Origin of the sequence: Candidatus Manganitrophus noduliformans (assembly GCF_012184425.1) — a bacterium.
GTDB classification, from domain to species: Bacteria; Nitrospirota; Nitrospiria; order SBBL01; family Manganitrophaceae; genus Manganitrophus; species Manganitrophus noduliformans.
In genome coordinates this window covers 1,726,035-1,749,801 of the sequence record NZ_VTOW01000001.1, presented here as the reverse complement: position 1 = coordinate 1,749,801, position 23,767 = coordinate 1,726,035, and the positions used below count along the sequence as shown (strand labels likewise).

General features: G+C 61.5%; 22 protein-coding genes and 1 pseudogene. 13 read left to right on the top strand and 10 right to left on the bottom strand.

Annotated features, from left to right (window positions below; translation table 11 throughout):
- The first annotated feature begins 167 nt into the window (after window positions 1-167).
- The 8 genes from MNODULE_RS08540 (at window position 168) to mnhG (ending at window position 7,862) form a co-directional block, all read left to right on the top strand.
- Window positions 168-2,027, top strand: coding sequence for a glycoside hydrolase family 15 protein (locus MNODULE_RS08540; RefSeq protein ID WP_168059008.1), 1,860 nt, complete (start codon window positions 168-170; stop codon window positions 2,025-2,027).
- Window positions 2,028-2,127: 100 nt separating this feature from the next.
- Window positions 2,128-4,428, top strand: coding sequence for a putative monovalent cation/H+ antiporter subunit A (locus MNODULE_RS08535; protein ID WP_168059007.1), 2,301 nt, complete (start codon window positions 2,128-2,130; stop codon window positions 4,426-4,428).
- Window positions 4,425-4,838, top strand: a complete 414-nt coding sequence (locus tag MNODULE_RS08530) for a Na+/H+ antiporter subunit B (RefSeq protein WP_168059006.1) — start codon at window positions 4,425-4,427, stop codon at window positions 4,836-4,838. Before MNODULE_RS08535 ends, MNODULE_RS08530 begins: the two co-directional genes overlap by 4 nt.
- A 2-nt stretch (window positions 4,839-4,840) precedes the next feature.
- Window positions 4,841-5,188 carry a Na+/H+ antiporter subunit C gene (locus tag MNODULE_RS08525; protein WP_168059005.1) on the top strand — a complete coding sequence of 116 codons (348 nt, stop codon included), beginning with the start codon at window positions 4,841-4,843 and terminating at the stop codon, window positions 5,186-5,188.
- Window positions 5,185-6,693, top strand: a complete 1,509-nt coding sequence (locus MNODULE_RS08520; RefSeq protein ID WP_168059004.1) for a Na+/H+ antiporter subunit D — start codon at window positions 5,185-5,187, stop codon at window positions 6,691-6,693. Before MNODULE_RS08525 ends, MNODULE_RS08520 begins: the two co-directional genes overlap by 4 nt.
- On the top strand, window positions 6,690-7,169 hold the full coding sequence (locus MNODULE_RS08515) for a Na+/H+ antiporter subunit E (RefSeq protein ID WP_168059003.1): 480 nt from the start codon (window positions 6,690-6,692) through the stop codon (window positions 7,167-7,169). The genes MNODULE_RS08520 and MNODULE_RS08515 overlap by 4 nt, the downstream gene beginning before the upstream one ends.
- Window positions 7,169-7,456, top strand: coding sequence for an MrpF/PhaF family protein (locus MNODULE_RS08510; RefSeq protein ID WP_168059253.1), 288 nt, complete (start codon window positions 7,169-7,171; stop codon window positions 7,454-7,456). The genes MNODULE_RS08515 and MNODULE_RS08510 overlap by 1 nt, the downstream gene beginning before the upstream one ends.
- The gene (gene mnhG / locus MNODULE_RS08505) at window positions 7,446-7,862 is read left to right on the top strand and encodes a monovalent cation/H(+) antiporter subunit G (RefSeq protein WP_168059002.1); all 417 of its coding nucleotides are present in this window, start codon (window positions 7,446-7,448) and stop codon (window positions 7,860-7,862) included. The genes MNODULE_RS08510 and mnhG overlap by 11 nt, the downstream gene beginning before the upstream one ends.
- A gap of 27 nt (window positions 7,863-7,889) precedes the next feature.
- Here mnhG and MNODULE_RS08500 read toward each other — a convergent pair whose 3' ends face one another.
- Complete coding sequence (locus MNODULE_RS08500; RefSeq protein ID WP_168059001.1) at window positions 7,890-8,372, bottom strand: universal stress protein; 483 nt, start codon at window positions 8,370-8,372, stop codon at window positions 7,890-7,892.
- Window positions 8,373-8,794: 422 nt separating this feature from the next.
- Between MNODULE_RS08500 and MNODULE_RS08495 the strand changes: the two genes are divergently transcribed.
- The 4 genes and pseudogenes from MNODULE_RS08495 (at window position 8,795) to MNODULE_RS08485 (ending at window position 11,368) form a co-directional block, all read left to right on the top strand.
- On the top strand, window positions 8,795-9,406 hold the full coding sequence (locus MNODULE_RS08495; RefSeq protein WP_168059000.1) for an outer membrane protein: 612 nt from the start codon (window positions 8,795-8,797) through the stop codon (window positions 9,404-9,406).
- A gap of 28 nt (window positions 9,407-9,434) precedes the next feature.
- Window positions 9,435-10,007: a vitamin K epoxide reductase family protein gene (locus MNODULE_RS08490; protein WP_168058999.1), complete on the top strand. Its 573-nt coding sequence runs from the start codon at window positions 9,435-9,437 to the stop codon at window positions 10,005-10,007.
- A gap of 11 nt (window positions 10,008-10,018) precedes the next feature.
- A pseudogene (locus tag MNODULE_RS25425) lies at window positions 10,019-10,282 on the top strand (SPW repeat domain-containing protein); the annotation flags it as partial.
- Between the two features lie 75 nt (window positions 10,283-10,357).
- A complete protein-coding gene (locus MNODULE_RS08485) occupies window positions 10,358-11,368 on the top strand; it encodes an SDR family oxidoreductase (protein WP_422666748.1) in 1,011 nt (336 codons plus the stop codon).
- Window positions 11,369-11,418: 50 nt separating this feature from the next.
- Here the strand turns inward: MNODULE_RS08485 and MNODULE_RS08480 are convergent, their stop codons facing one another.
- The 8 genes from MNODULE_RS08480 to MNODULE_RS08445 form a co-directional block, all read right to left on the bottom strand.
- Window positions 11,419-12,729, bottom strand: a complete 1,311-nt coding sequence (locus MNODULE_RS08480; RefSeq protein ID WP_168058997.1) for a cytochrome ubiquinol oxidase subunit I — start codon at window positions 12,727-12,729, stop codon at window positions 11,419-11,421.
- Window positions 12,729-13,985 carry a cytochrome ubiquinol oxidase subunit I gene (locus tag MNODULE_RS08475; protein WP_168058996.1) on the bottom strand — a complete coding sequence of 419 codons (1,257 nt, stop codon included), beginning with the start codon at window positions 13,983-13,985 and terminating at the stop codon, window positions 12,729-12,731. The genes MNODULE_RS08480 and MNODULE_RS08475 overlap by 1 nt, the downstream gene beginning before the upstream one ends.
- Before the next feature lie 9 nt (window positions 13,986-13,994).
- Window positions 13,995-14,468 (bottom strand): c-type cytochrome, encoded by a 474-nt coding sequence (locus MNODULE_RS08470; RefSeq protein WP_168058995.1) that lies wholly within the window; start codon window positions 14,466-14,468, stop codon window positions 13,995-13,997.
- Window positions 14,465-15,040, bottom strand: coding sequence for a quinol:electron acceptor oxidoreductase subunit ActD (locus tag MNODULE_RS08465; RefSeq protein WP_168058994.1), 576 nt, complete (start codon window positions 15,038-15,040; stop codon window positions 14,465-14,467). Before MNODULE_RS08465 ends, MNODULE_RS08470 begins: the two co-directional genes overlap by 4 nt.
- Window positions 15,018-16,391: an NrfD/PsrC family molybdoenzyme membrane anchor subunit gene (nrfD, locus tag MNODULE_RS08460; protein WP_168058993.1), complete on the bottom strand. Its 1,374-nt coding sequence runs from the start codon at window positions 16,389-16,391 to the stop codon at window positions 15,018-15,020. Before nrfD ends, MNODULE_RS08465 begins: the two co-directional genes overlap by 23 nt.
- Before the next feature lie 87 nt (window positions 16,392-16,478).
- Window positions 16,479-17,201 (bottom strand): 4Fe-4S dicluster domain-containing protein, encoded by a 723-nt coding sequence (locus tag MNODULE_RS08455; protein ID WP_168058992.1) that lies wholly within the window; start codon window positions 17,199-17,201, stop codon window positions 16,479-16,481.
- On the bottom strand, window positions 17,202-19,385 hold the full coding sequence (locus tag MNODULE_RS08450) for a molybdopterin-containing oxidoreductase family protein (RefSeq protein ID WP_168058991.1): 2,184 nt from the start codon (window positions 19,383-19,385) through the stop codon (window positions 17,202-17,204).
- Between the two features lie 14 nt (window positions 19,386-19,399).
- Complete coding sequence (locus MNODULE_RS08445) at window positions 19,400-19,912, bottom strand: cytochrome c3 family protein (protein ID WP_168058990.1); 513 nt, start codon at window positions 19,910-19,912, stop codon at window positions 19,400-19,402.
- Between the two features lie 393 nt (window positions 19,913-20,305).
- Between MNODULE_RS08445 and MNODULE_RS08440 the strand changes: the two genes are divergently transcribed.
- On the top strand, window positions 20,306-21,268 hold the full coding sequence (locus MNODULE_RS08440; protein WP_168058989.1) for a PKD domain-containing protein: 963 nt from the start codon (window positions 20,306-20,308) through the stop codon (window positions 21,266-21,268).
- Window positions 21,269-21,382: 114 nt separating this feature from the next.
- Here the strand turns inward: MNODULE_RS08440 and MNODULE_RS08435 are convergent, their stop codons facing one another.
- On the bottom strand, window positions 21,383-23,605 hold the full coding sequence (locus MNODULE_RS08435; protein WP_168058988.1) for a GAF domain-containing sensor histidine kinase: 2,223 nt from the start codon (window positions 23,603-23,605) through the stop codon (window positions 21,383-21,385).
- Window positions 23,606-23,767: the final 162 nt, after the last annotated feature.

Below are 23,767 nucleotides of genomic sequence, written 5' to 3'. Positions count from 1 at the left end.
CCTTTCCGCATTAGAATCAATATGCGATCGATGCCCATCCGATGGCATCGCCCGCGCGCTGCGTAGCGAGAGGCCGACCGGTCCGGAAAGGCTCGGCCCGGAACGATCGAAACTTTCTGAAGAGGGGTTCTCCCCTTCTTCCCGTCTTCCGATTTGGAGAATCGAAATTGGGCCCTTATCAGGCAATCTCGGATTACGGTGTCGTCGGCAACCTCCATACGGCGGCGTTGATCTCTTCGGAGGGATCGATCGATTGGGCCTGCTTCCCTCATTTCGACTCCCCCGCCGTCTTCTGCCGGCTCCTCGATATCGGGATCGGCGGCTATTTTCAGATCAATCTGCGCGGTCCCTACAAGGTGGAGCGATCCTATCTGGAGCGAACCAACGTCTTATCCACCACCTTTTCCAACGGCTTTGGGACGATCCGGGTCATCGATCTGATGCCGATTCCGGCAAAAGACGAGCGGCCTGAAGAGATCCTGAGGAAGATCGAAGGGGTCGAAGGGGAGGTCGATGTCGAAATCCGCTTCAAGCCGACGCCCGATTATGCGCGGCGGAACGCCGATCTTCATCCGGACGGGGAAGGGGCCTTAATCGACCGACCGGGATCGCTCATCCTCTTTTCGATCAGCCGGACGGCGACGCTCCGGAAGATCCCCTGGCGGATTGAAAAAGGGAAAGCGGAGGCGGTCATCCGGATCGCGCGAGGGGAAATTCTCTATCTCCTCTTGGATTATACCGAGGAAGCGGACCGGCCGCGCGCGGAAGAGCGCACCCCCGAGGGGATGGAGGCCCGCATCGCCCGGACGGTCGATTACTGGCGGCGCTGGGCCGGAAAGTGCCGGTATGCGGGCCCGTACGAAAAAGAGGTCGTTCGAAGCGCGCTGACATTGAAACTGCTGACCTTTGCGCCGGCCGGCGGGATCGTCGCCGCCGCGACCACCTCGCTTCCCGAGTCGATCGGCGGGGTGCGCAACTGGGATTACCGCTTCTCCTGGTTGAGAGATGCCGTCCTCACCCTCTACGCCCTCCTCGTTCTCGGCTATCGGGAAGAGGCCGCCGCCTTCTTCATCTCGACCTTCTCTTCCTCGACGCGAACACATCGATTTCAGATCATGTACCGGATCGACGGCGGAACCGAGCTTCCGGAGGAGACCCTCCCCCATCTCGAAGGATATCGGCGGTCCCGGCCGGTCCGGGTCGGCAACGCGGCGGCGAAGCAGCTTCAGCTCGACACCTATGGGGCGCTTCTCGACACCCTCTATACCTTCTACAAGCGAAAGGACCATCCGCACGCGGCGGAGCTCCCCCGGGAAGAGCTCCGCGCTTTCCTGAAGGAGGTCTGCGAATTCGTCGTCGCCCATTGGAGAGAGCCCGACCACGGCATCTGGGAGTTCCGGGACAGGAGACGCCATTTCGTCCATTCGAAGGTGATGTGCTGGCTGACGCTCGATCTCTCGATCAAGCTGGCGCGGGAGCAGGCGTTGAAGATCGAGACCCGGGGGTGGGAGCCGGTACGGGATGAAATCCGGGAGACGATTTTGAAGGAAGGTTACGATCCCGAGCTGGGGAGCTTCGTGCAGGCCTTCGGCGAGAAGGCGCTCGACGCATCGGCCCTTCTTTTTCCCATCCTCGGGTTTATCGATCCCGCCGATCCCAGAATGGTCTCGACGGTCCGGGCGATCGAGAAACATCTGATGAGCCGTCATTTCGTCTACCGCTACATCATGGAGGACGGTTTGCCGGACCGGGAGGGGACCTTCCTCCCCTGCTCGTTCTGGCTGGTCGACGCCCTCAGCTTGATGGGGGAGATCGAGGAGGCGGACGCGCGCCTGAAGCACCTTCTCTCCTGCGCGAACGATCTCGGACTTTACGCCGAGGAGATCGATCCGATCACCGAGGAGCATCTCGGCAATTTTCCCCAGGCCTTTACCCATGTGGCGCTGATCAGCGCCGCCGTCGACCTCGAGAAGGCGAAGCGGGGACAGGTTGAGAAAGAAATCGGATCGCGGGCGGAGGAAAGATAACGGAAGATCCGGCCGGTCGAACGGCGCGGGCTCCCCTCCGCGCATTTCAAAAGAACAGGCGACAACAGATGCAACCCCTCGATAAAATCAAAGGATGTGAATGACGGTTGCGGTTTTATCTGGCTTTTTCCTTGCTGCGGCCGCCCCCTGGCTGCACCGCTTCTTAAAAGGCGCGATTGGATGGATCACGGCCCTTCTTCCGATCTCCCTTTTGATCTATTTCCTCTCCCACGCCGGCACCGTCGCCGCGGGGGAGACGGTCATCGTCTCCCACCCGTGGGTCCCGCAGCTCGGTCTCACCCTTTCGTTTTATCTCGACGGATTGAGCCTTCTCTTCGCCCTCCTCATCAGCGGGATCGGCGCCCTGGTCCTGATCTATGCGGGGGGCTACCTCTCGGACCACCCCCAGCTCGGGCGGTTCTACCTTTTCATCTTAATGTTCATGGCCTCGATGCTCGGCGTGGTCCTGGCGGGGAACCTGTTAACCCTTTTCGTATTCTGGGAGCTGACGAGCTTCAGCTCTTATCTTCTGATCGGCTTTGATCACGAACGGGAGGCGGCCCGGTCGGCCGCGCTGCAAGCACTCCTGGTCACCGGCGGAGGGGGGCTCGCACTGATGGCCGGCCTGGTGCTGATCGGCCAGGTGGGGGAGAGCTTCGAATTCTCCGTTCTGCTCCAGAAGGGGGACCTCTTTCGCAGCCATGCGCTTTATCTCCCGATCCTCCTTCTGGTGCTCCTCGGCGCCTTCACCAAATCGGCGCAGGTCCCGTTCCATTTCTGGCTTCCGGGGGCGATGGAAGGGCCGACCCCCGTCAGCGCCTATCTTCACTCGGCGACGATGGTCAAGGCCGGCATCTACTTGATGGCGCGCCTGACGCCGCTCCTCGGAGGAACCGACCCCTGGTTTTACATCGTCTCGACCGTCGGGGCCGCGACGATGCTGATCACCGGGGTCCTGGCCTTTTATCAAAATGACTTGAAACGGGTTCTCGCCTACTCGACCGTTAGCGTCCTGGGAACGCTCACGATGCTCCTCGGGCTCGGAACGGCGGAGGCGATCAAGGCGGCGGTCGTGTACCTCTTCGCCCACGCCCTTTATAAGGGGGCGCTCTTCATGGTCGCCGGAGCGGTCTATCATGAAACCGGCGATCTCGATTTGCGCCGCCTCGGGAACCTCGGCAAGAAGATGCCGATCACCGCCGCGGCCGCCGGGCTGGCGGCGATCTCGATGGCGGGAATTCCCCCCACCTTCGGCTTTATCGGCAAGGAGATGCTTTACGCAGCAGGCTGGGAGGCGCCGTCGGCGCGCCTCCTCTTGATCGGCGTGATGATGTTGGCGAGTCTTTTATTCGTGGCGGTGGGGGGGATGGTCGGCTTCGCGCCGTTCTTTTCCGGGAAACGGAACGGGGCCGAACCGGCGGCGCATGAGGCGCCGGTGAGCCTTTGGCTCGGCCCTGCGTTGCTGGGCGGATTGGGCCTCCTCTTCGGGCTTTTTCCCGGACCCGCCGAGCGCTTCGTTCTTTCTCCGGCCGCCGCGGCCGTTCTCCGTCGGCCGGCCGAGCTTCATCTGGCGCTCTGGCATGGGCTCAATCTGATTCTCGCATTCAGCGCGGCGGCCGTCGCGGCGGGGATCGGCCTCTACGCCGCGCGGGACCGGATTCTTGCCGCCACCCAAGGGCTCAAAGCGCTCTCGCGGTGGGGACCGGCGCGCGGGTACAAGGCCGCCCTCGACGGGATGATAATGCTGGCCAAAACCCAGACCCGCCTTCTTCAGAACGGCCGCCTCCGGATTTATCTGATGATCGTGGCGGTCGCCGCCGTGGGGCTGACCGGTTTTACCCTCTTGAGCAAAGGCGGCTTTCTCCTCCCCGACCGGTTGTCGGAGGTCCGTTTTTACGAAGCGGCCGTCGGCGCAATGATCCTCGCCGCCGCGTTGGTCGCCACGCAGACCTCGTCCCGCCTCGGCGCCGTCACCGCCCTCGGCGTCGTCGGATACGGGGTGGCGCTCATCTATATCCTCTACGGCGCGCCCGATCTTGCGATGACCCAGTTCTTGATCGAGACCTTCACCGTCCTCCTCTTTGTCTTGGTCTTCTACCATCTCCCCCGGTTCACCCCGATCTCCGATTGGAAGGCGAGAGCCCGGGACGGAGTCCTCTCGCTCGGCGTCGGCGCCTTGATGTTTGCGCTGGTTCTGATGGCCTCCCATCCCCGGTTTCATCCGCCGATTTCCGAGTTCTTTGCCGAAAAGAGCGTCCCGATGGCGCACGGCCGGAATATCGTAAATGTCATCCTGGTCGATTTCAGGGGATTCGATACGCTGGGGGAGATCACCGTCTTGGCGGTGGCCGCCTTCGGCGTTTATGCCCTCTTGAAACTGCGCCTGGAGGGAAAGAAATGATTTCTCTCATCCTCCGGACCGCGACAAATTTCCTCCTCACCATCATGCTCCAGTTCTCCATTTTTCTTCTGCTGCGCGGCCACAACGAGCCGGGAGGGGGATTCATCGCCGGATTGATGGCCGCGGGGGCCTTCGCCCTCTACACCATCGCCTACGACGCCGCTTCGACCCGCCGCGCGCTCCGGGTCGATCCGCACACCCTGATCGCCTCCGGGCTGGCGGTCGCCGCCGGAAGCGGGCTCTTTTCCCTCTTTCGAGGAGCGCCGTTCATGACCGGCGCATGGGGACACCTCTCCCTCCCCTATTTCGACCGTCTCGATCTCGGCACGCCGTTGCTGTTCGACGCCGGGGTTTATCTGACCGTCGTCGGGGTCACCCTGATGATCATTCTCTCGCTGGCGGAGGAGTAAGAATGGAGCTGCTCTTGGCGTCGGTGATCGGCGGGCTTTACGCGGCGGGCTTCTATATGATGCTCCGGCGGAGCCTGGCGAAATTGATCCTCGGATTGGCTCTCCTGGGAAACGCGGCCAACCTGTTGATCTTTACCGCCGGGGGATTGACCCGCGCCGAGCCCCCCCTGGTCCCGCCGGGGGCCGGCGCTCCAACCGGCCTGTTCGCCGATCCGCTCCCGCAGGCGATGATTCTCACGGCGATCGTCATCGGATTCGGCGTCCTCGCCTTCGCGTTGGTCCTCGCCTACCGCGCCTATCAGACCGTCGGCAGCGAAGATCTCGATGCCATGAAGGGAACCGACACATGACCCTTTTGCTGATTCTCCCGATCTTGATCCCGTTTCTGGCGGCGATCGCCGCGCTCATGGCCTGGCGGAGACGCGCGCTCCAGCGCGCCTTCGGCGTCGCGGGGAGCATCGGTCTCCTCTTCGCGGCGGTCGGGCTCTTCGAGTCGGTCCGGCGCCACGGGATTCAGTCGGTCCAGATCGGGAACTGGCCCGCCCCTTTCGGGATCACCCTTGTCGCCGACCTTTTCAGCGCGGTGATGGTGGTCGTGGCGGGGGTCGTCGGCGCCGCGGTCATGTTCTATTCGCTCGGGAGCATCGATCCGGAGCGCGAATCGTTCGGATATCACCCGCTCGTCCAGATCCTTCTGATGGGGGTTTGCGGGGCTTTTCTCACGGGAGATATCTTCAATCTCTACGTCTGGTTCGAGGTGTTGTTGATGGCCTCCTTCGTCCTGCTGGCGCTCGGGGGAGAACGGGCGCAGATGGAGGGGGCGATCAAATATGTCACCCTCAACCTGATGTCGTCGGCCTTCTTCCTGGCGGCGATCGGCATTCTCTACGGCGTCGCCGGCACCCTGAACATGGCCGATCTCTCGAGAAAGCTGGCCGGCCTCCCCTCCCCCGGGCTGGCGACGACGCTGGCAATGCTCTTTCTCGTCGCCTTCGGGATCAAGGCGGCGATCTTTCCCCTCTTCTTCTGGCTCCCGGCTTCTTATCATGTTCCGCCGGTGGCGGTCACCGCCCTCTTCTCCGGTCTGCTGACCAAGGTCGGCGTCTATGCGTTGGTCCGGGTCTTCACCCTTCTTTTCGTTCAGGACATCGGCTATACCCACACCCTCCTCCTCGTCGTCGCCGGGCTGACGATGGTCACCGGCGTTTTGGGGGCGGTTGCGCAGATGGAGTTCCGCCGCCTCCTCTCATTTCACATCGTCAGCCAAATCGGCTATCTGTTGATGGGCCTGGGAATCTTTACCCCCTTGGCGCTGGCGGGGACCGTTTTCTTCATGGTCCACGTCATCTTTTCCAAAGCGGCCCTCTTTCTCGTCAGCGGGGTCGCCGATCGGCTGGCCGGGACGACCGATCTGAAGAAGCTCGGGGGCCTCTATCGGGCCGCGCCCGGCCTGTCGATCCTCTTCCTGATCCCGGCCCTCTCCCTCGCCGGATTGCCGCCGCTTTCCGGTTTTTTCGCGAAACTGACCCTCGTCCAAGCCGGTCTCGGAAGCGCGCGGTATCCGATCGTCGCCGTCGCCCTCGGCGTCAGCATCCTGACCCTCTTCTCGATGGTCAAGATCTGGACCGAGGCCTTCTGGAAAGACCCGCAGGCGTCCGCCGAACGAACGGGTCGAGGCGCCGTCGGCGCGCCGCCCGCGCAGCCGCTTCTCTATCTTCCCATGTTGATGTTGGCGATCCTCATCGTTCTGCTGGGGTTGGGGGCGGAGCCGATGATGAACATTGCAATGCGGGCGGCGGAACAGCTGCTCGACCCGTCGGAATATGTCCGATCCGTATTAGGAGGGGAACCATGAACGGCCTTTTATGGAATCTCTTGCTGGCGTTTTCCTGGGCGACGATGACCGCGGAGTTCACGATGGCCAATCTCGCGGTCGGTTTCGTCCTCGGCTTTTTGATCTTGCTCTTCGCCCGGCGAGTCGTCGGCCTGGAGAGCTACGCTCGGAAAGTACGCCAGGCGATCGACCTTTTTTTCTTTTTCATCTGGGAATTGATCCAATCGAATCTCCGGCTGGCCCACGATGTCGTCACGCCGAAGCACTACATGCGTCCGGCGATCGTCGCCGTCCCTCTGGATGTCCGATCCGACCTGGAGATCACCCTGTTGGCGAACCTGGTCTCGTTGACGCCGGGGACGTTGAGCCTCGATGTCTCGACAGACCGCCGCGTCCTCTTCCTCCATGCGATGTACGTCGATAACGACGACATCGAAGCGGTCCGAAGGGGGATCAAAGAGGGGTTCGAGCGAAGGATCTTGGAGCTGTTGCGATGATGGAAACGCCTCTTTCATTCCTGAGCCATCCGGCCAACGGAGTGATGATCATGCTGGTCGTGGCCCTCCTGATCGCCTTTTACCGGCTGGTCCGCGGGCCGAGCCTTCCCGACCGGGTCGTGGCGCTCGATCTAATCGCGATCGTCGCCGTCGGGATTCTCAGCCTCTATGCGATCACCACCGACCATCCGGTTTTCCTCGACGCCGGGATCGTACTCTCCATGGTGGCGTTCCTCGGCACCGTGGCCTTTGCCCGCTACCTGGAGAAGAGGGCGCATGATGAGTGAAGGAATCGCCTGGATCTTGATGTACGCCGGCGCCGGCTTCCTCCTTTTGGCGGCGGTCGGGATTTTCCGCTTCCCCGACCTCTACTCCCGGATGCAGGCGGCGACCAAGGGGGCGACCCTCGGCATCGCCTTGATGCTCCTGGGGGTGGCGGTCTACTTCGCTGAGCTCGGCGTCACGACCCGCGCCCTGTTGGTGATCGTCTTCTTTTTTCTGACCGCGCCGGTCGCGGCGCATATGCTCGGCCGCGCCGCCTACATCCTGGGGGTGCCACTCTGGGAGGGGACGATCGGGGATGAGTTGAAAGGGCGCTACAGTCTCGAAACCCGCGTATTGCGGTCCGAGCAAAACAGCACCTCCGCCTCCTCTTCTTCCGAAGCCGGAAGAGATCCGATCCCACCTCCCTGAGGCTGACGCCTGGGATGTAATCCCCGGCTATGAGCCCATCTTCTTTTTTCTTCCACCCCCCCGGGCTTTCGGTCTGGCGATAAAGACCGGGCACGGAGCGCTTCGCGCCACACGCTCGGCCACGCTTCCCATCATGAAGCGATCCAACCCGGTCCGGCCGTGGGTGCCGAGGACGATCAGATCGGCCGAGATCTCGTCGGCGGCCTTTAAAATCTCACGGAACGGCGTTCCTTCCTTGAAAAAGGAGCGCACTTTTATCCCCTTTTCGCGGACTTCTTTTTCAAGATCGGCCAGTCTTCTGCGTTCTTCCTCTCTGAGATTTTTCATCCACACGTGGACTTCCGGGCCCATCCAGCGCATCACATCCTGATGGTAATAACGGGGCTCGAATACATGGAGCAGAGAGAGCTCTGCCCCCAATGACTTCGCCAAATAGGCTGCGTAATCGAGGGCCTCTTTCGAGTGATCCGAAAAATCGGTCGCCGCCAAGATTCGACGCAACGTCGCCATGTTTCCTCCTTTCCGAAAGTGTCGTTCACATCGGGCTCCGCGCCAAACTTATCCTAATCTCGATCAAGTTGCAATGAAAGAACAAACCTTGTTTTCGCCGCCATCGATAAATCTCCTTCGCTGAACGGCTGGTCTTCTTTTTGCACTTTCAACCTTTCCAGAATCGTTCGCTCCCCACCGGCATCTTCGTGTCCTTGGGACGGGCTGCATTTTCAAATGAAATATCGACCTCCTGAGGCGGGAGATCGATAAGAGGAATATCCTGATCCTAAGAGGGACCGTGATCCGTTGTAGAAAGATTTCACACTCATGCCGTCCCCCTCACACGATTGCTCAGTTTCAGCATGCTTTCGGATCTGTCCGAGGAACGCCGGCGGGGCAGCCGTGAAAACTTTTCACACGTCCGCACGAAAGGAGGAAAAATGAAACGATTTCTTTTTATGTTCCCGCTCATCGCCACCCTTTTTACGGCCGGCCTCGCGGCAGCCGAGATCCGGCCGGGAAGCCGCGAGTTCGGGATTCACGCCGGCGCCTTTTTCGGAGACGACCTGACCGATCAATCGATCCTGGGCAGACGCCCCGAGTTGGATGACGCTTTTGTCCTGGGAGCCCATTATCTCTACCATCCCACCATGGCCTTGGGGGTCGAGGGCCGCTATACGTTTGTTCCGAGCGAGGTGAAGAATGCCCCCGGCGGCGGAAGCGATATGAATGTCCACCTGCTCGATCTGAATCTTCACTGGAACGCCAATCCGCGAGATCCGATCAATTACTACTTGATTACAGGAATCGGCTGGGCACGAGGGGACCTGGACGGCGACATTATCCTCGGATCGGTCGCGGGAGTTCCCGCCAGGATCAGCGATGACAGCGGGTTTACTTACAACGTCGGGCTCGGCGCCGCCACGCAGATGACGGAGCGGATCTCGCTCAAAGCCGAAGGGCGCTACCGCTACATCGACCGGCTGGTCGATCGCTTTGAAGAATCATTGAATACCTGGGAGGCGACGGTCGGCATCGGGTGGGGATTTTAAATACAACCGTGAAAAGAGATCGAATACAGTGAAAAACGATATCCCCCCGGGGTGGGACGACAATCCGTCGAGTTGGCCCCATCGATGGCCGATCATCGCCGTGGCGATGGTCGGCTTCGGCATCGCGACCTATCTGGCGCTCTTTCAATACGGCGTCGTCTCCTCCGTCTGGGAGCCGTTTTTCGGAGGGGGAAGCGAGCGGGTCCTCACCTCCTGGCTCTCCCGCGTCTTTCCGGTGTCGGACGCCGCCCTCGGCGCTTTCGCCTACCTGCTCGACGCCGTGACCGGAGCGATCGGCGGCGCCCGGCGATGGAAAACGATGCCCTGGATGGTGATCCTCTTCGGAATCGCCGTGGGGCCGCTCGGGATCGTCAGCCTCTTTCTGGTGATCGCGCAGCCGGTCCTCCTCGGCGACTGGTGCACCCTCTGCCTCGTCACCGCCTTCATTTCAGTCGTCATGATCGGGCCGGCGATGGACGAAGTCCTCGCCAGCTTGCAGTTCCTGCGGCGCGAGTATGATCGCGGACGATCGCTCTGGCGGGCGTTCTGGGGCCTGGAAGAGCGGGATGAAAAAACAGAGCCGCTTTCGAAAGCGGCTTAAGGGAGAAAACGATGTCGGCCCGAATATTCAATATGCTCCTCGGAGTCTGGCTGACGGCCGCGCCGGCGCTCCTCGGCTACACCGGCGCCGCGCGCACGAACGACTCTATCGTCGGGCCGATCGTCGCCAGCGTCGCCCTCATGGCGATGTGGGAAGTCCTCCGGCCGCTCCGATGGATCAATTTCGCCTTCGGCCTCTGGCTGATCGCGGCGCCGTCGATTTTCGACTATGAAGGGAGCCCCCTCTTCAACAGCCTGATCGTCGGCGCGCTTCTCTCCTCCTTCGCCTTGGTCCGGGGCCGGAGGACAAAGCGGTTCGGCGGGGGGTGGTCGTCGCTCTGGCGGCATGCCATCCCCTCGGAGGATCAGGACGGCCGTCCGGAAGTCGTCGTCGTCACCGGGGCGTCGGCCGGCGTCGGCCGCGCCGTCGTCCGGGAATTCGCCAAGAGAAAGGCGAAGATCGGTCTGCTGGCGCGAGGAGAAGACGGCCTCGCCGGGGCGCGCAAAGAGGTCGAAGCGGCCGGAGGGAAGGCGTTGGTGATCCCGATCGACGTGTCCGACGCCGAACAGGTCGAAGCGGCGGCGGCCGCGGTGGAGGAGGCGTTCGGGCCGATCGACATCTGGGTGAACAACGCGATGGTCTCGGTCCTCTCCCCGGTCAAAGAGATGCCCCCCGAGGAGTTTAAACGGGTGACCGACGTGACCTACCTCAGCTATGTTTACGGGACGCTGGCGGCGCTGCGCCGGATGCTCCCGCGCGACCGGGGGACGATCGTCCAGGTCGGCTCGGCCCTCGCCTACCGCTCGATCCCGCTGCAATCGGCCTACTGCGGCGCCAAACATGCGGTCAAAGGATTCACCGACGCGCTCCGGTCGGAGCTGATCCACGACAAGAGCCGCGTCCGGATCACGATGGTTCAGCTTCCCGCCCATAACACCCCCCAATTCAGCTGGATCAAAACCCGGATGCCGAACCACCCTCAGCCGGTCCCGCCGATCTTCCAGCCGGAGGTCGCGGCGGAGGCGATCTATTGGGCGGCCCACCACAATCGCCGCGAGCTGACCGTCGGATGGCCCGCCGCCAAGGCGATCTGGGGGAACAAGATCATCCCGGGCTTCCTCGATTGGTATCTGGCGCTGAAAGGCTACGGCGGGCAGCAGACCGGCGAGCCGGTCGATCCGAACCGCCCCGATAACCTCTGGCGTCCGGTGCCGGGTGATCACGGCGCGCGGGGGATCTTCAGCCATCGGGCCAAGCCCGACAGCATTCATCTTCGGCTGAATCTCCACCGGGGGACGGTGATCGCGGCGGGGGTGATCGCGCTGATGCTTCTGGCGACCGGAATATTCATCTGGTATTAAGAACGCCTTCTATCAATTCCTGATTCCACATTCCTCATTCCTCATTGAATCTACTCCCCTTGATAGGTCGGCGCTTCGTCTTCGATCGAAACCATTCCATAAATCAGGTAGCCGTTGGCGGCGCGCGCCGTCTCCCGGACCCATCCCATCGAGAGATAAATCATGATCGAGAGAAGGGCGAGGGAGATCAGCAGATAAGGGGCCGGCCGCCCCGCCGGCCCCTCCCATCGGTCCCGCTCCCAAATCCGCCGCCAGGGAAAGGCGCGGATGAAGTAGACGAGGTTGAAGAGGCCGAGGAGGATCAACAGGGCGAGGGCGATGTATTTGTTCGGCTGCATCTTCCCGAGCGGGTTGATCCGAAGATCGGTGAAGAGGGAAGCGTACGGGATGTTCTGAATCTGATACGGCATCGCCAGGAGAACCGCGGCGAAGGCGACCGCCGCGAGCGAGACCGGCATGAAGCTGTCGAACGTGGCGGGGCGCGGCGTCTTCGACCGGACGGTTTGATAGATGTGGAGCGATCCGACGGCGACGAGGAGCCCGTAGAGCAGCGCCACCAGATCGAAGAGAGCGGAGCGATCTCCGAGCATCAGGGTGAAGAAGGCCTGCGGCTGGCTGTACCGGACCTGGCGCAGGTAGAGAAACCCGCTGATCGGCATGATCAGGAGCGCCGCGAATCCAATGACAAAAAGAAGCCGCCCCGCCCACTGATAGTGGGCGCGGTCTTCGGGGGCTTTGGCGCGGAGAAACCCGATCGCCGAAAGACCGGCGAGGGCGAATCCGGCCCAGGCGAGGTTTCCGAAGAAGCGATGGATGTCGAGATGGAGGAAGGTGGGGTTGAAGAGCTTCGCCCAGGTGCTCTCCGGAGGGGCCGGGGTCAACATGAAGGAGGCGGTCATGTCGATCATCACCATGGCGATGAGGGCGAAGAAGGCCCCGGTCCAGACGAACGAGAGATGGGCGCGCCGCCGCCATCCGTCGAGGGCGCTCCAGGCCCAGGTGTAATACCACGCATAGATAAAGACCGCCTCTCCGAGGAAAAAGGTCGCCTCCAGGATGAACGGCCAGAACATGATCCGGAAGATCGTGCTCCAGAAGCGGGGCCAGTAGATATTCAGCATGAAGACGAGGACCACCCCCATGAACGAGACCGTGGCGGTGGTCAGGACCAGCGTAAACGCAAGGGTCCGGGAGAGGCGCATGTAAGGCTCTTTCCGGTTGAAATAGGCGACGGTGGCGATGATCGCCCCGATCAGGGTCGTCCCGACGATAAAGGTGGCGAAGAGCCCGTGCGTCAGGGCGGACGTAGCGATGGCGATCTTCCCGGTCAGGATTGAAACGTTCAACGGCTCTGTTTGCATCAGGGTCCTCCCGCTCCGATCTCTTCAGCATCCGGCGTTGAACCCGGCCGCGCATAGCTCGGCGTCCGGGCCTCGTCGTAGAGGGAGATGATGTCGCGGACGGTGTCGGGCCGCCGGGCCGTCTCCCGGATCGTCCCCATCGTCCAGTAGGTCAAAAGGGAGACGATGCCGAGCCCGATCGCCAGGCGGCGGACCGGCGATCGGTTGAGCTGATCCCCTCCCGCCGCCCGCAGCCCCTCCCGCCACTGATAGAGATAAAAAAAGCTCAGTCCGACCAGCGCAAAGGTAAAGAGGCGGCGAAGGGTCGGCCGCTCGACGAAGAGGACCATCAGAAGCGCGCTGCCGAAGAGAATCCACTCCCCGGGGAGGGTTCTCCCCCGCTCGGTCCGAATCGATCTTAAAACCAGATGGCTTCCGATGAAGAGAAAAGCGATCAGGACGAATTGAAGATAGACCAGCCACCGGTAGCGCCCCCAAATCAGCTGCGCATAAGCCTCCGGGGAGGCGCTCCGGATCTGCGTCGCGTAGAAGAGACCGGTGAACGGCTGAATCAACAGGGCCGCCAGTCCGATCAGAAAACCGATCTTCAACAGAGGCGCATAGTAGGCTTCCCCTTCCGGATCGCCCCGCCTCCTCCCGAGCATCCAGCCGGCGTAAGCCGCGATCGCAAACCCGGCAAAGACGAAGTTGCCGAAGAAGCGATGAATGACCAGCGGCATCCAGGTCGGATTCAACAGGTTCCCCCAGGTCCCCTCGGCGGAGACCGGCGTGAGCATGTACGATCCCATGCCGTCCAAAACCGCCACCCAGACCAACACGAAAAAGGCGGCGAAAAAGCCGAGCGCGCGGTGCAGCGCGGGACTCCGCCGCCGGATCGGCTCCCAGAAATGATAGTACGGATAGAGGGCGAAGAGCTGGATGAAAAAGGCGGCGACGGCGAGATAGATCGGATACCGGAATTGGTTGAACATCCAGGAGTTGGTCCGGGGGAAGAGCCCGACGAAGAGCTCGATCATAAGCACCGCCAAAACCAGGCTCGCGGTGAAGGTGACGAGGGTGAATCGGGTCAAGCCGTGGGCCACCTCCGTGTAAAAGCGATCTCCCCGGTCGATCCCCTCGAAGATCGGGGCGAGAATCATGAAGCCGACCGCCAGGCTCGCGAACGCGATGTGCAAAAGGCTGAAGAGTCCGATGACCAGGCTGTTGCCGATCAGGGGGAAGTTCACCCGGCCGAGCGGTTCGAGAATTTCAGGCAATGTGGTCTCCTATCCTTGATCCCCCCCGAACGATTTCACGAAGTACGCCACCGCCCATCGCTCCTCCGCCGAGAGGACCCCTTTGAAGGCCGGCATCACCACCCGTCCGTCGGTGACGATCTCGTAAATCTCCTTCGCCGGACGCTGCTGCGTCTGATCGGCCTGCAGATTGAAGGGGGGGAGGACGAGATAACGGGCGACCGGGCCGTCTCCCAACCCGACCTTCCCGTGGCAGTGGGCGCAGTTGACGTCGAAGAGGGCCGCTCCCCGCGCGACCCGATCGAGCGTTTCCGCCGGAGGAGAGATCAGCACCGACCGGCTCTTCCGGGGGATGCTCCCCTCCGGGGAGTGGAGGCGGGGGGCCTCCTGCGGCTGAAACGACGGCTGCTCGACCATATCTTCCGAGCATCCCGGCAGGCCCAACATCATCAAAGCGATCCCGGCAAGGAGCGCGGCGCGGGCGGGATTCGAGCGCACGTTCATTCGGTCTCCACCTCCACCGCCCCCGCCTCCTGAAAAAAATCCCGGACCGTCCCGCTTCTCGGATCTTCCCGGTCGATCCGAACCGAGACGCCGACATACCCCTCGTCGATGCGAGGATCGTATCCCGCCCCGGCCCGGCGGCTCCGGACGATCTGGACGGCCATCGTCACAAACGTCGTGACGATGGCAAAAAGCATCATCATCTCATAGGAGATGATCCCGACGATCGAGGGGGAGACGATCGGCTTGCCTCCCGTCCGGAGGGGGTAGAGAAGCGCCGTTCCCCCCGCCAGCAAGATCCCGAAGAGGATCCCGATCGCCCCCGCGATCATCGTCACATGAAAAAGATGGAGCCGCCCCCATCCGACCCCGACCGGTTGGGCCATGATCGGAACCGTCGAGGAGATCTCGACCGCCCCCGCCGGAAATTTCATCTCGTTCAGCCGGTCGATAATCGGGCGCATCGGCGTCTTCGGCTCGAAGAGGCCGAAGATCACCTTCTTTCGTCTTTTCTCGGGGTCGCCCGAAGGCCGCCCCTTCGTTGCCTCTTCATCGCTCCTCGTGTCGGCCATGAAGGATCCCCTCCTTCTCTTCCCAGATCGAAATCATCGGGACGAACTTGATCGCCAAGACATAAAGAAGCAGGAAAAACGCGAACGATCCGACCAGGATCGTCAGTTCCACCCAGGAGGGGAAATACCGCCCCCAGGCGTATTCGAGGCGCGGGTGCGCCAGCGACGGGACGATGATCAAGATCCGCTCGATGTACATGGCGATGTTGATCATCACGCCGATGACGAGCAGCCCGAGCGGCCACCGCCGAAACCGGGGAATGCTCAGGGCGACCAGCGGAATAAGGAAGTTGAAGAGAATCATCACCCAGTGCTGCGGGGCGTAAGAGCCGTAGAGAATGGCATCGAGCACCGTCATTTCATCCGGAATCCCGCCGAACCAGACCACATGCCGCTCGACATAATAGAAATAGCCCCAAAGCAGGGTGATCACCAGCATCAGCTTTCCCATCTTGTCGAAATGCTCCAGACGAATGTAATCGTGAAGCCGGTAGGTCTTTCGGAGAAGATAAAGCCCCATCACCACCGTCGCCATCCCGGAGTGGATCGCCCCCACCACGAAATAGGGGGGGATGATCGTCGAGTGCCAGCCCGGCACGAGCGAAACGGCGAAGTCGAACCCGACGATCGAGTGGACCGAGATCATCACCATGACGATCAAAATCGTGATGATCCGGATCGCCATCCCGAGCCACCGCCACTCGGTCTGCGTCCCGCGCCAGCCGAGCGAGAGGATGCGATAGAACGGCCTTCTCCAGCCGGTCACCCGGTCGCGCATCAGGGCGAAATCGGGAATCAGCGGGATGTAGAGATAGATCAGGCTGGAGGTGGCGTAGGTGAAGATCGCGGCGGCGTCCCACATCAGCGGCGAGCGGAAGTTCGGCCAGATCTCCCGCTGGTTCGGGTAGGGAATCAGATAATAAAACCGCCAGACCCGCCCAAGGTGGACGAAGATGAAGAGGGCGGCGACGATGACCGAGAAGAGGGTCATCAACTCGGCGATTCGGGTGATCGGACGGCGCCATTCGGCCTTTGAAATCCGCAGCACCCCGGAAATGAAGGTGCCGGAGTGGCTGACGCCGACCCAGAAGACGAACGAGGCGATGTAGATCCCCCAGAAGATCGGCGGATGCAGACCGCTCTGCCCGATCCCGGTTTGGATCTGATAGGTCCAGGCCGCCGCGCCCGCCACGACCAGCAGGGCGAGGATCGCAACGACCAGGTAGTAGGCGAGGCCGGTCTGGAGCATCGGGGCGAGGAGATCGCTGTTGGTCTTCTGGATCAGCTCCCAATGGGCCTTCTCGCCCGCCCGCTTCTGTTTTGTCAAAAAGAAATCTTTTCTTGCTTCCATCGGTTTTTAATCACTGGTAGGGGCGGCCCCCCGCATTGATGATTTTGATGATGAAGACAGGGGGCCTGCCCCTACATTGAAAAATTTTTATTTTATCCTCTTCAAATACGTAATCGCCGGCTTCGTTCCGAGCTCTTCCAGCAGGCCGAAGCCGCGGTCGCTCTCGGCGAGCTTGGAGACCCGGCTTTCGGGGTCGTTCCGGTCGCCGAAGACGAGCGCCTCGGTCGGACAGCTCTGGACGCAGGCCGGGGTCACCTCGCCGTCTTTTACCCTTCGACCCTCTTTCTGGGCGGTCTGTTGCGCGCCCCGAATCCGCTGGACGCAGAAGGTGCACTTTTCCATCACGCCGACCGAGCGGACCGTGACGTCGGGATTGAGCTGCTCGTTGAGCGGCTCGTCCCAGTGCGGCTCGAACCAGTTGAAGTAGCGGACGGTGTAGGGGCAATTGTTCCCGCAGTAGCGGACGCCGACGCAGCGGTTGTAGACCTGGGCGTTGAGCCCGTCCGGCGTGTGATACGAGGCGTAGACCGGACAGACCGGCTCGCACGGGGCGTTGCCGCAATGCTGGCAGAGGACCGGCATGAACTTGAGCTGCGCGTTCGGGTACTCCCCCTCCCAGTAGCGCTCGATCCGAATCCAGTAGACCGCCCGCCCCTGGGCCGCTTCGTCCTCCCCGGCGATCCGAATATTGTTCTCCGCTTTGCAGGCGACGACGCACGCTTCGCAGCCGGTGCAGCGGTCCAGGTCGATCACCATTCCCCATTGATACGGTCCTCCCGGCGGCGCATTCTGATCTCGATATTCCACCATTTAAGCCTCTCCTTCTCCTCCTTCGGTATGTCTTCTCGTTCCCTGTCCCGTTTGGTCGACCAGAACCGGCCGCCCCTTTCTTCCGGTCCGCTCGATCCGGACGCGGGTCGCTCCCGTCGCCAGCGCCCCCGACGGAGCATCGATGAGCGGCGCCAACAGGGCGAGCGGATTCACCCCCCGCCCCTCCGCATAACGTCCGTAGGCGCGGTGGCCTTGCCCAATCGGGACGCTGATCAGGTCGGGCGGATTTCCCGGAAAGTAGACCACCGGGGCCTCGATCTCGCCGTAGGGGGAGATCACCCGGACCAGATCCCGCTCGGCCAATCCATACTCCTGCGCGGTCTTCGGGTTGATCTCCACCCAGCTTCCCCAGACGACCGTCGTCATCGGGTCGGGAAGTTCCTGAAGCCAGGGGCGGTTGGCGCCCTGTCCGTAATGGAGTCCCATCGACGGGAAGGGATAGAAGTAAAACGGAAACTCCTTCTCGCTCCCCTCGAACCGGGCCGGCTCCGCCGCGCTCGGCGCCCCCCGTTGAGAAATCGAGACCGGCTTCCCCTCCGGTTTCCACCAGCCTCCTTTTTGAAGCGCCTCGACCCACGCGGCCTCAAACGGCTGCCCCGGTTGCCGGCGGTCGAAGAAATCCCGCCACTGCTCCCGGACCATCGTCCTATAATCGGTCCAGGAAAGCCGCTCCTTCACCCCTCCCCCGAAACGGTTCGCGGCGCCGAGGAAAAGATCGCCGACCGGGCGGGTATCGTAGCGCGGAATCACCACCGGCTGCGCCAGCCCCGCCGCCGGAGCGATCCCCTCGGTGACATGATCCCCCCACGACTCCAAAAAGAAATGGTCGGGGAGAATCAGATCGGCCATGGCGGTCGACTCATCGAGGAACGGGCTGAAGCTGACGACCAAGTCGGCCTCCTCGAAAACCTGCCGGAATTGCGTCGAGGGAGGAAGGGTATAGAGCGGATTCGCCTGATAGAGCATCAAAACGGAGCGCGACGCTTTCTTGGACGGCCCCTTCAGATCGAGAAGCGCCTGCTCCCCGACGACTTCCGCGCTCGAAGCGGGAAAATCGGAAGGCCGGAAGAAACGGATTCCTCCCGGTCGATTGATGTTCCCGACCAGGAGGTTGAGGGCATTGATCGCGACCAGGGTGTCGGTCCCGTTGGTCTGCTCCGAGGCGATTCCCCCGCCGATCGCCAGGGGGGAGGCGGCGGTGTAGAATTCGCGCGCCAGCCGGACGATCTCCTCCTCGGCCACCCCCGTTTCGTTCGCGATCCGGTCGATTGAAAAGGAGGCATAAAACTTTTCAAAACGGCTTCGATCACCCCTCGGCAGATTCGTCCGCCCCTCCTCCAGAATAAGCCGGCCGATCGCGACCGCCAGGAGCCCTTCGGTTCCGGGGCGGATCGGAACCCAGCGGTCGGCGCTGGCGGCGGTCAACGAGAGACGCGGCTCCACCTGAACGAACCGGCCCCGGACCTCAGGCCGGCCCTGGCGCATCCGACCATAGGCCGCGCCGAAATGAACCGGGGAGAGCCAATGAGAGAGAAACGGCGCCCCGAAGGAGAGAAGATAGGTCGTGTTCGCCAGATCGTAGTCGGGAAGAAAATCGATCCCGAAACTTTTCCGATTCGCCGCCCGCAACGGCCGCTCCGCCGACGGTTCATAAAAGAAAACCGTTCCCGAAATTTCCTTCATGAAGGTGGAGAAGAGACCGGCCAGCGTCCCCGGGACCGGCCGGCTGATCAGAACGGCGCCGCCCGGATGTTTTTGAAGCGCCGACACCCAGCGCGACATCGCCTCTTCCCAAGGGATCGGCTTGAAACGCCCCTCCCCCCGTTCGCCGTCGCGCTGAAGGGGGCCGCGGATCCGATCGGGGTTGTAGAGACCTTGCAGGCTCGCCTGCCCCAGGGCGCAGAGCTTTCCCCGATTCAACGGATGGTCGGGATTCCCCTCGATCTTCCTCGCCCGCCCCTCCATCACCCGGACGATGATCCCGCACCCCGCCTCGCATTCCCGGCAGACCGAGGCGTACCAGTTGGCGACCCCCGGAACGATTTCCTCATCCGGCAAGACATAGGGGATCAGCTTCGCCGTCTCTCCCCCGCATCCGGGAAGCATCGACCCCGCCGCCCCCAACCCAACCACCTTCAAGAAGTCACGCCGCTTCAAATCCATCTAGACGATCCGTTCTAATAATGACAGGTAAAACAGTCGAGCGAGGCCCCGTTCCGCTCGTGGCAGTCGATGCACCACCCCATTTCAAAGGTGGCGGCCCGGGGCGTCTGCGACATCCGCTCGACCTCTCCGTGGCAGTCGGCGCATTGAAAGCCGGCGTCCAGGTGCATTTCGTGCGTGAATTGGACAAAATCGGGAAGACGCTGCAGCCGGACCCACGGAATCGGCTCCTTATCGTTCCAATAGGCCAGCAGTTTTTCCGTCTCCGGGGTCTGCTCTTTCAAGGACCGATGACAGGTCATGCAGAGATAAACGGAAGGAACCGATGCGACGGGGGAGATGCGGGCCCCGCGATGGCAGAAGAGGCAGTCGATCTGAAGCTCCCCCGCGTGGCGTTGATGGCTGAAGGCGATCGGCTGGCGATCGTGCCCCATAAAATCGGCGGTCGACTGCGCGTATAAAGCCCCCCAAATAATCGCCACCCCAATTACCAAAAGCGCCAACAGAACTCCAACCCACTTCCGCATGATGGCCGAACCTTCACCTCTATCAATCGATTGCGATGCGCCTCTCCCTTCATCAGTATTACCTTCCACGATACGATGTTGAGTTCTCCGGCAGCAATTCCTCTAATGGGTTAGGCCGCTCTCCTTCCGTTGGGTAATGACGAGAACTGACCAGAGATCGAATGGAAGAATGCGCCCCCCCTTTCTTCTCCGTGAAGCGGTTTGCAATTCGTTTGCAAAAAAGAGGGGATCGACCTTGAAGAGGAACAAACCATCGCTTCTTTTCGGCTTTGATCGGCGGCACCATCCTTGCTCTTTCTCAACCGTAGGCTTTCTCACGGCAGCGCCACGAGCGGATGTAAAACCTTCTTCCAAGGAAGAAAACGCGTGAACCGGTTCGGATTGCTTCACTCGATGAGCTCACCTCGAATGGGTCTGCTGCAACCGCTTCGAACCGCCGTTCCCCTTTTCCTTTTCTTGTTTCTCATCGGCTGCGGCGAGGATTCTTCCCCCCGGCCCGCCCCCCTGCAGGAGCTCGCCCCCCCGGACATTGCGCAGATTCATATTGCGCCGAATTCGGCTATTCTCGGCATCGGCGGCGAGGAGCAATTCGCGGCAACCGTCCTCAACGGCCAGGGGGAGGTGCTGACCGGGATCAACCTGATCTGGAAGATCGACAACCCGACGGCCGCGTCGGTTTCGTCCGACGGTTGGGTAACGGGACTGCAAGAAGGGACGGCGACGCTGACGGCGTCTTTTGGGGACGATGTCAGCAACCCCGCCGCCCTCACGGTCGTCGTCCCGCCCGAAGCCCCCCCCATCGCCTCGATCGATGTGACCGGCACACATCGGATCCTCTTCGTCGGCAACCAGGCCCGGTTCACCGCGACGGCGAAAGATCCCGACGGCAGAACGCTTCACGGCATCCTCTTCTCCTGGAGTTCGAGCGCCCCGGAAATCGTCTCGGTCGATCAGCGCGGGCTCGCCACCGCGCTGGCGCCCGGAGAGGCCGCCGTCACGGTGACGGTCGCGCCTCCCGACCCTCCCGTCTTCACGCCATTGGACGATGCCCCCCCGAGCCAGTCGGCGGTCCTGACCGTCACCGACGACAATTCGCCGCCGATCGCTCAAATGACGACCACCGCGAGAAGAGGGGCCGCGCCGTTTACGGTCGCCTTCAGCGGCACGAGATCGGAGGACCCCGACGGGTGGATTACTTTTTATACTTGGAATTTCGGGGACGGCTCCCCGCCGTTCTACGCGCCGACCGCCCGACACACCTACGAGCGCCCCGGCGAGTTCGTCGCCACGTTGACCGTCACCGACCCGGACGGGGCGACGACGATCGCGTCGGCCGCCATCACGGTCGATCCGTGAGAGGGATCGTGAAACGAAAAAGACGCTATTCGTGAATGGTTATTCGTGACGTAAATCTTTTCCGTTTACGAATAACGAACAACGTATAACGAATAACGTCTTTGGGATTTTTGATTATGCGGCTTGAAGCCGGGGGAAGGAGACGCGGAAGGTGGTTCCGATGCCGACCCGGCTCTCTACGTTGATCTCGCCGTGGTTCGCCTCGATATACTGCTTGGCCAGGGGGAGTCCCAAACCGACCCCGCGCGCTTTGGTGGTGAAGAGGGGCTCGAAGATCCGTCTCATGTTCTCCGGCGCGATCCCCTCTCCGGAATCATGGATGACCACTTCCACCGACTTGCGCGTCAGGTGGGTGGCGACTTCGAGCGTCCCTCCCTGTACCATCGCCTGAATCCCGTTGAGGATAAAATTGCCCAAGGCGCGCGAGACCTGGATCGGGTCGATAAACACCATCGGGATTTTTCGGCTGAAGCGCCGCTTGATCCGGACCGTCTCCGGAACGGGGGCCCGCTGAAGAAGACTCTCCAGGAGCTGGTTCAGATCGACCCGGATCGATACCGCTTCTTTTTTGCGCGTGAAGTCGAGCAGCTCGTTCACCAGATCGGTCGCCGACTGACACTCATCCGAAATAATCGTGAGAAACCGCTCGAACTCTTTTTTGATCGGCCCGATCTCATTCCGGTCGAGCTGCATTTTAAGGTAATAGGCGGCGTTGGTGATCACTTCCAGCGGCTGCCGGAGCTCGTGATTGACATTTCCGACGATCTGCCCCAAGGCGGCCATTTTTTCCTTCCGGGCAAGTTCTTGCTGGAGCAGGTTCAACTCCTCCAGACGCGCCTCCAAATCCCGCCGATACTGTTCTTTCTCGCCGCGAAGCGACTCGAAAAGCGAGACGTTCGCAAGGGCGGGCGCTGCGTGCTGGCAGAGCGCTTCCACCGTTTTACGCGCCTGCTGTGAGATGCGCCGATCCGGGTCCCGCGTGCCGAGACAGAAGGCGCCGAGGATTCTCTTTTTCCAGAGGATGGGGGCCGCGATGACCGATTCCAACGAAAGCTGGCGGGTCGCTTCACAAAGCGGCTCCCCTCCCTGTAGATCGGGATCGACGAAGAGGACCTTCCGTTCCTGAACCGCCCTTCCGACCAGCCCCTCCCCGATCTTGATTTTTTTCCCGAGAAGGGCCGGGGGAAGATGAACCCCCTTCTCGACCTTCAGACATCCCTGCTCCGAATCCCAGAGAGCGATCCAACCGATGTCCAAACCGGAAAGTGATAGAGCCCGATGTAAGATCGTCTCCAAGAGCCGTGAGCGATCCAACCCGGCGCTCAGTTCGATCCCGGTCTTCCGAAGCATCTCCGCCTCGGCCAGTTCCTTTTGATTCAAATCAAGGGACCGCGCATTCTCAACGGCAATGGCCGCCTGATCCGCCAGGGCCTCCAGGAAAAATCGGTCCTGATCCGAAATGCGCTTTGCAGCCGATTTGGCTTGGAGGCTGAGGGATCCGAGGGTGCGTCCTCCGATTCGGAGCGGCGAGGCGACCTTGACTTGATAGGGCGGCGCCTTTGCCCCCTTGGCCGGGGAGGAGGAAGCGCGTTCCCGATGTAAGACAATCGTCCTTCCGGTCCGGGCGGCCATTCCGTTGATCCCTTCTCCCATTCGGAAGGTCGCCTTCTCGGAACCGGCCGGCATGTTCACAGCAGCCTGAACGATGAGGCGGCTCTGGGCCGGATCCCACAGGGCGATTTCGCCCGAATCGAATCCCAAAAACGCAATCCCCTGCCGGACGATCTTTGTAAAAAGGGACGTCGGCTGCCGCTCCGCAGAAATTTCCGCAACGATCCGTCGAAAACGATCCCATCGGAGGAGGGCCCGTTCTTTCTCTCTTAATTGGCGTAGGGTCTGAATCGCCGTCCCGGCCTGCCAGGCGATTTCCGACGCGGCCGCAAAATCGGCGCGATTCCAGACAGCCCGCTCGAGAATGAGGCAGAAAATGCCGAAAGGAACGATTTTTCGGGAAAGTGGAATTAAAACGGAGGGGGCCTTCGGGTCGGCCCGGAAGATCGGCTTTCTTTTCTTTTGGAGTTGATCGATGAGCGACGCGTCGGCCAAGATGCGCTTCGCCGCCCGCCTCGCGTCGAGAGGAGAACCCGACGCAATCCAGAGGGGAGCAGACGATTCGGAATCAAACGTCATAAAAAGCCCGAACGCAACCCCCCATCGTCCATCGGCGACTCTCACCGCTTTCTCCAGGATCTCCTCTTCTGAATACCCTCTTTGAGGAGAGGCTCCCGGGACCAGACTAAAAGCGGAGGTCGATCTGCTCGGATGGGATTTCTTCATCTTTATCAATCACGCCAACCGTTTAAAACGGGCTGACTTTAGCATATCTTCCTCGGAATAACAAGGGAGGAAGCCGATGATAAATTGCGGCCCTTCCTCTTGTCGATCCGCTTTGAAAAGGAGTATATTGAGTTTGACCATGAAAGAATAACGCGAGAGGGC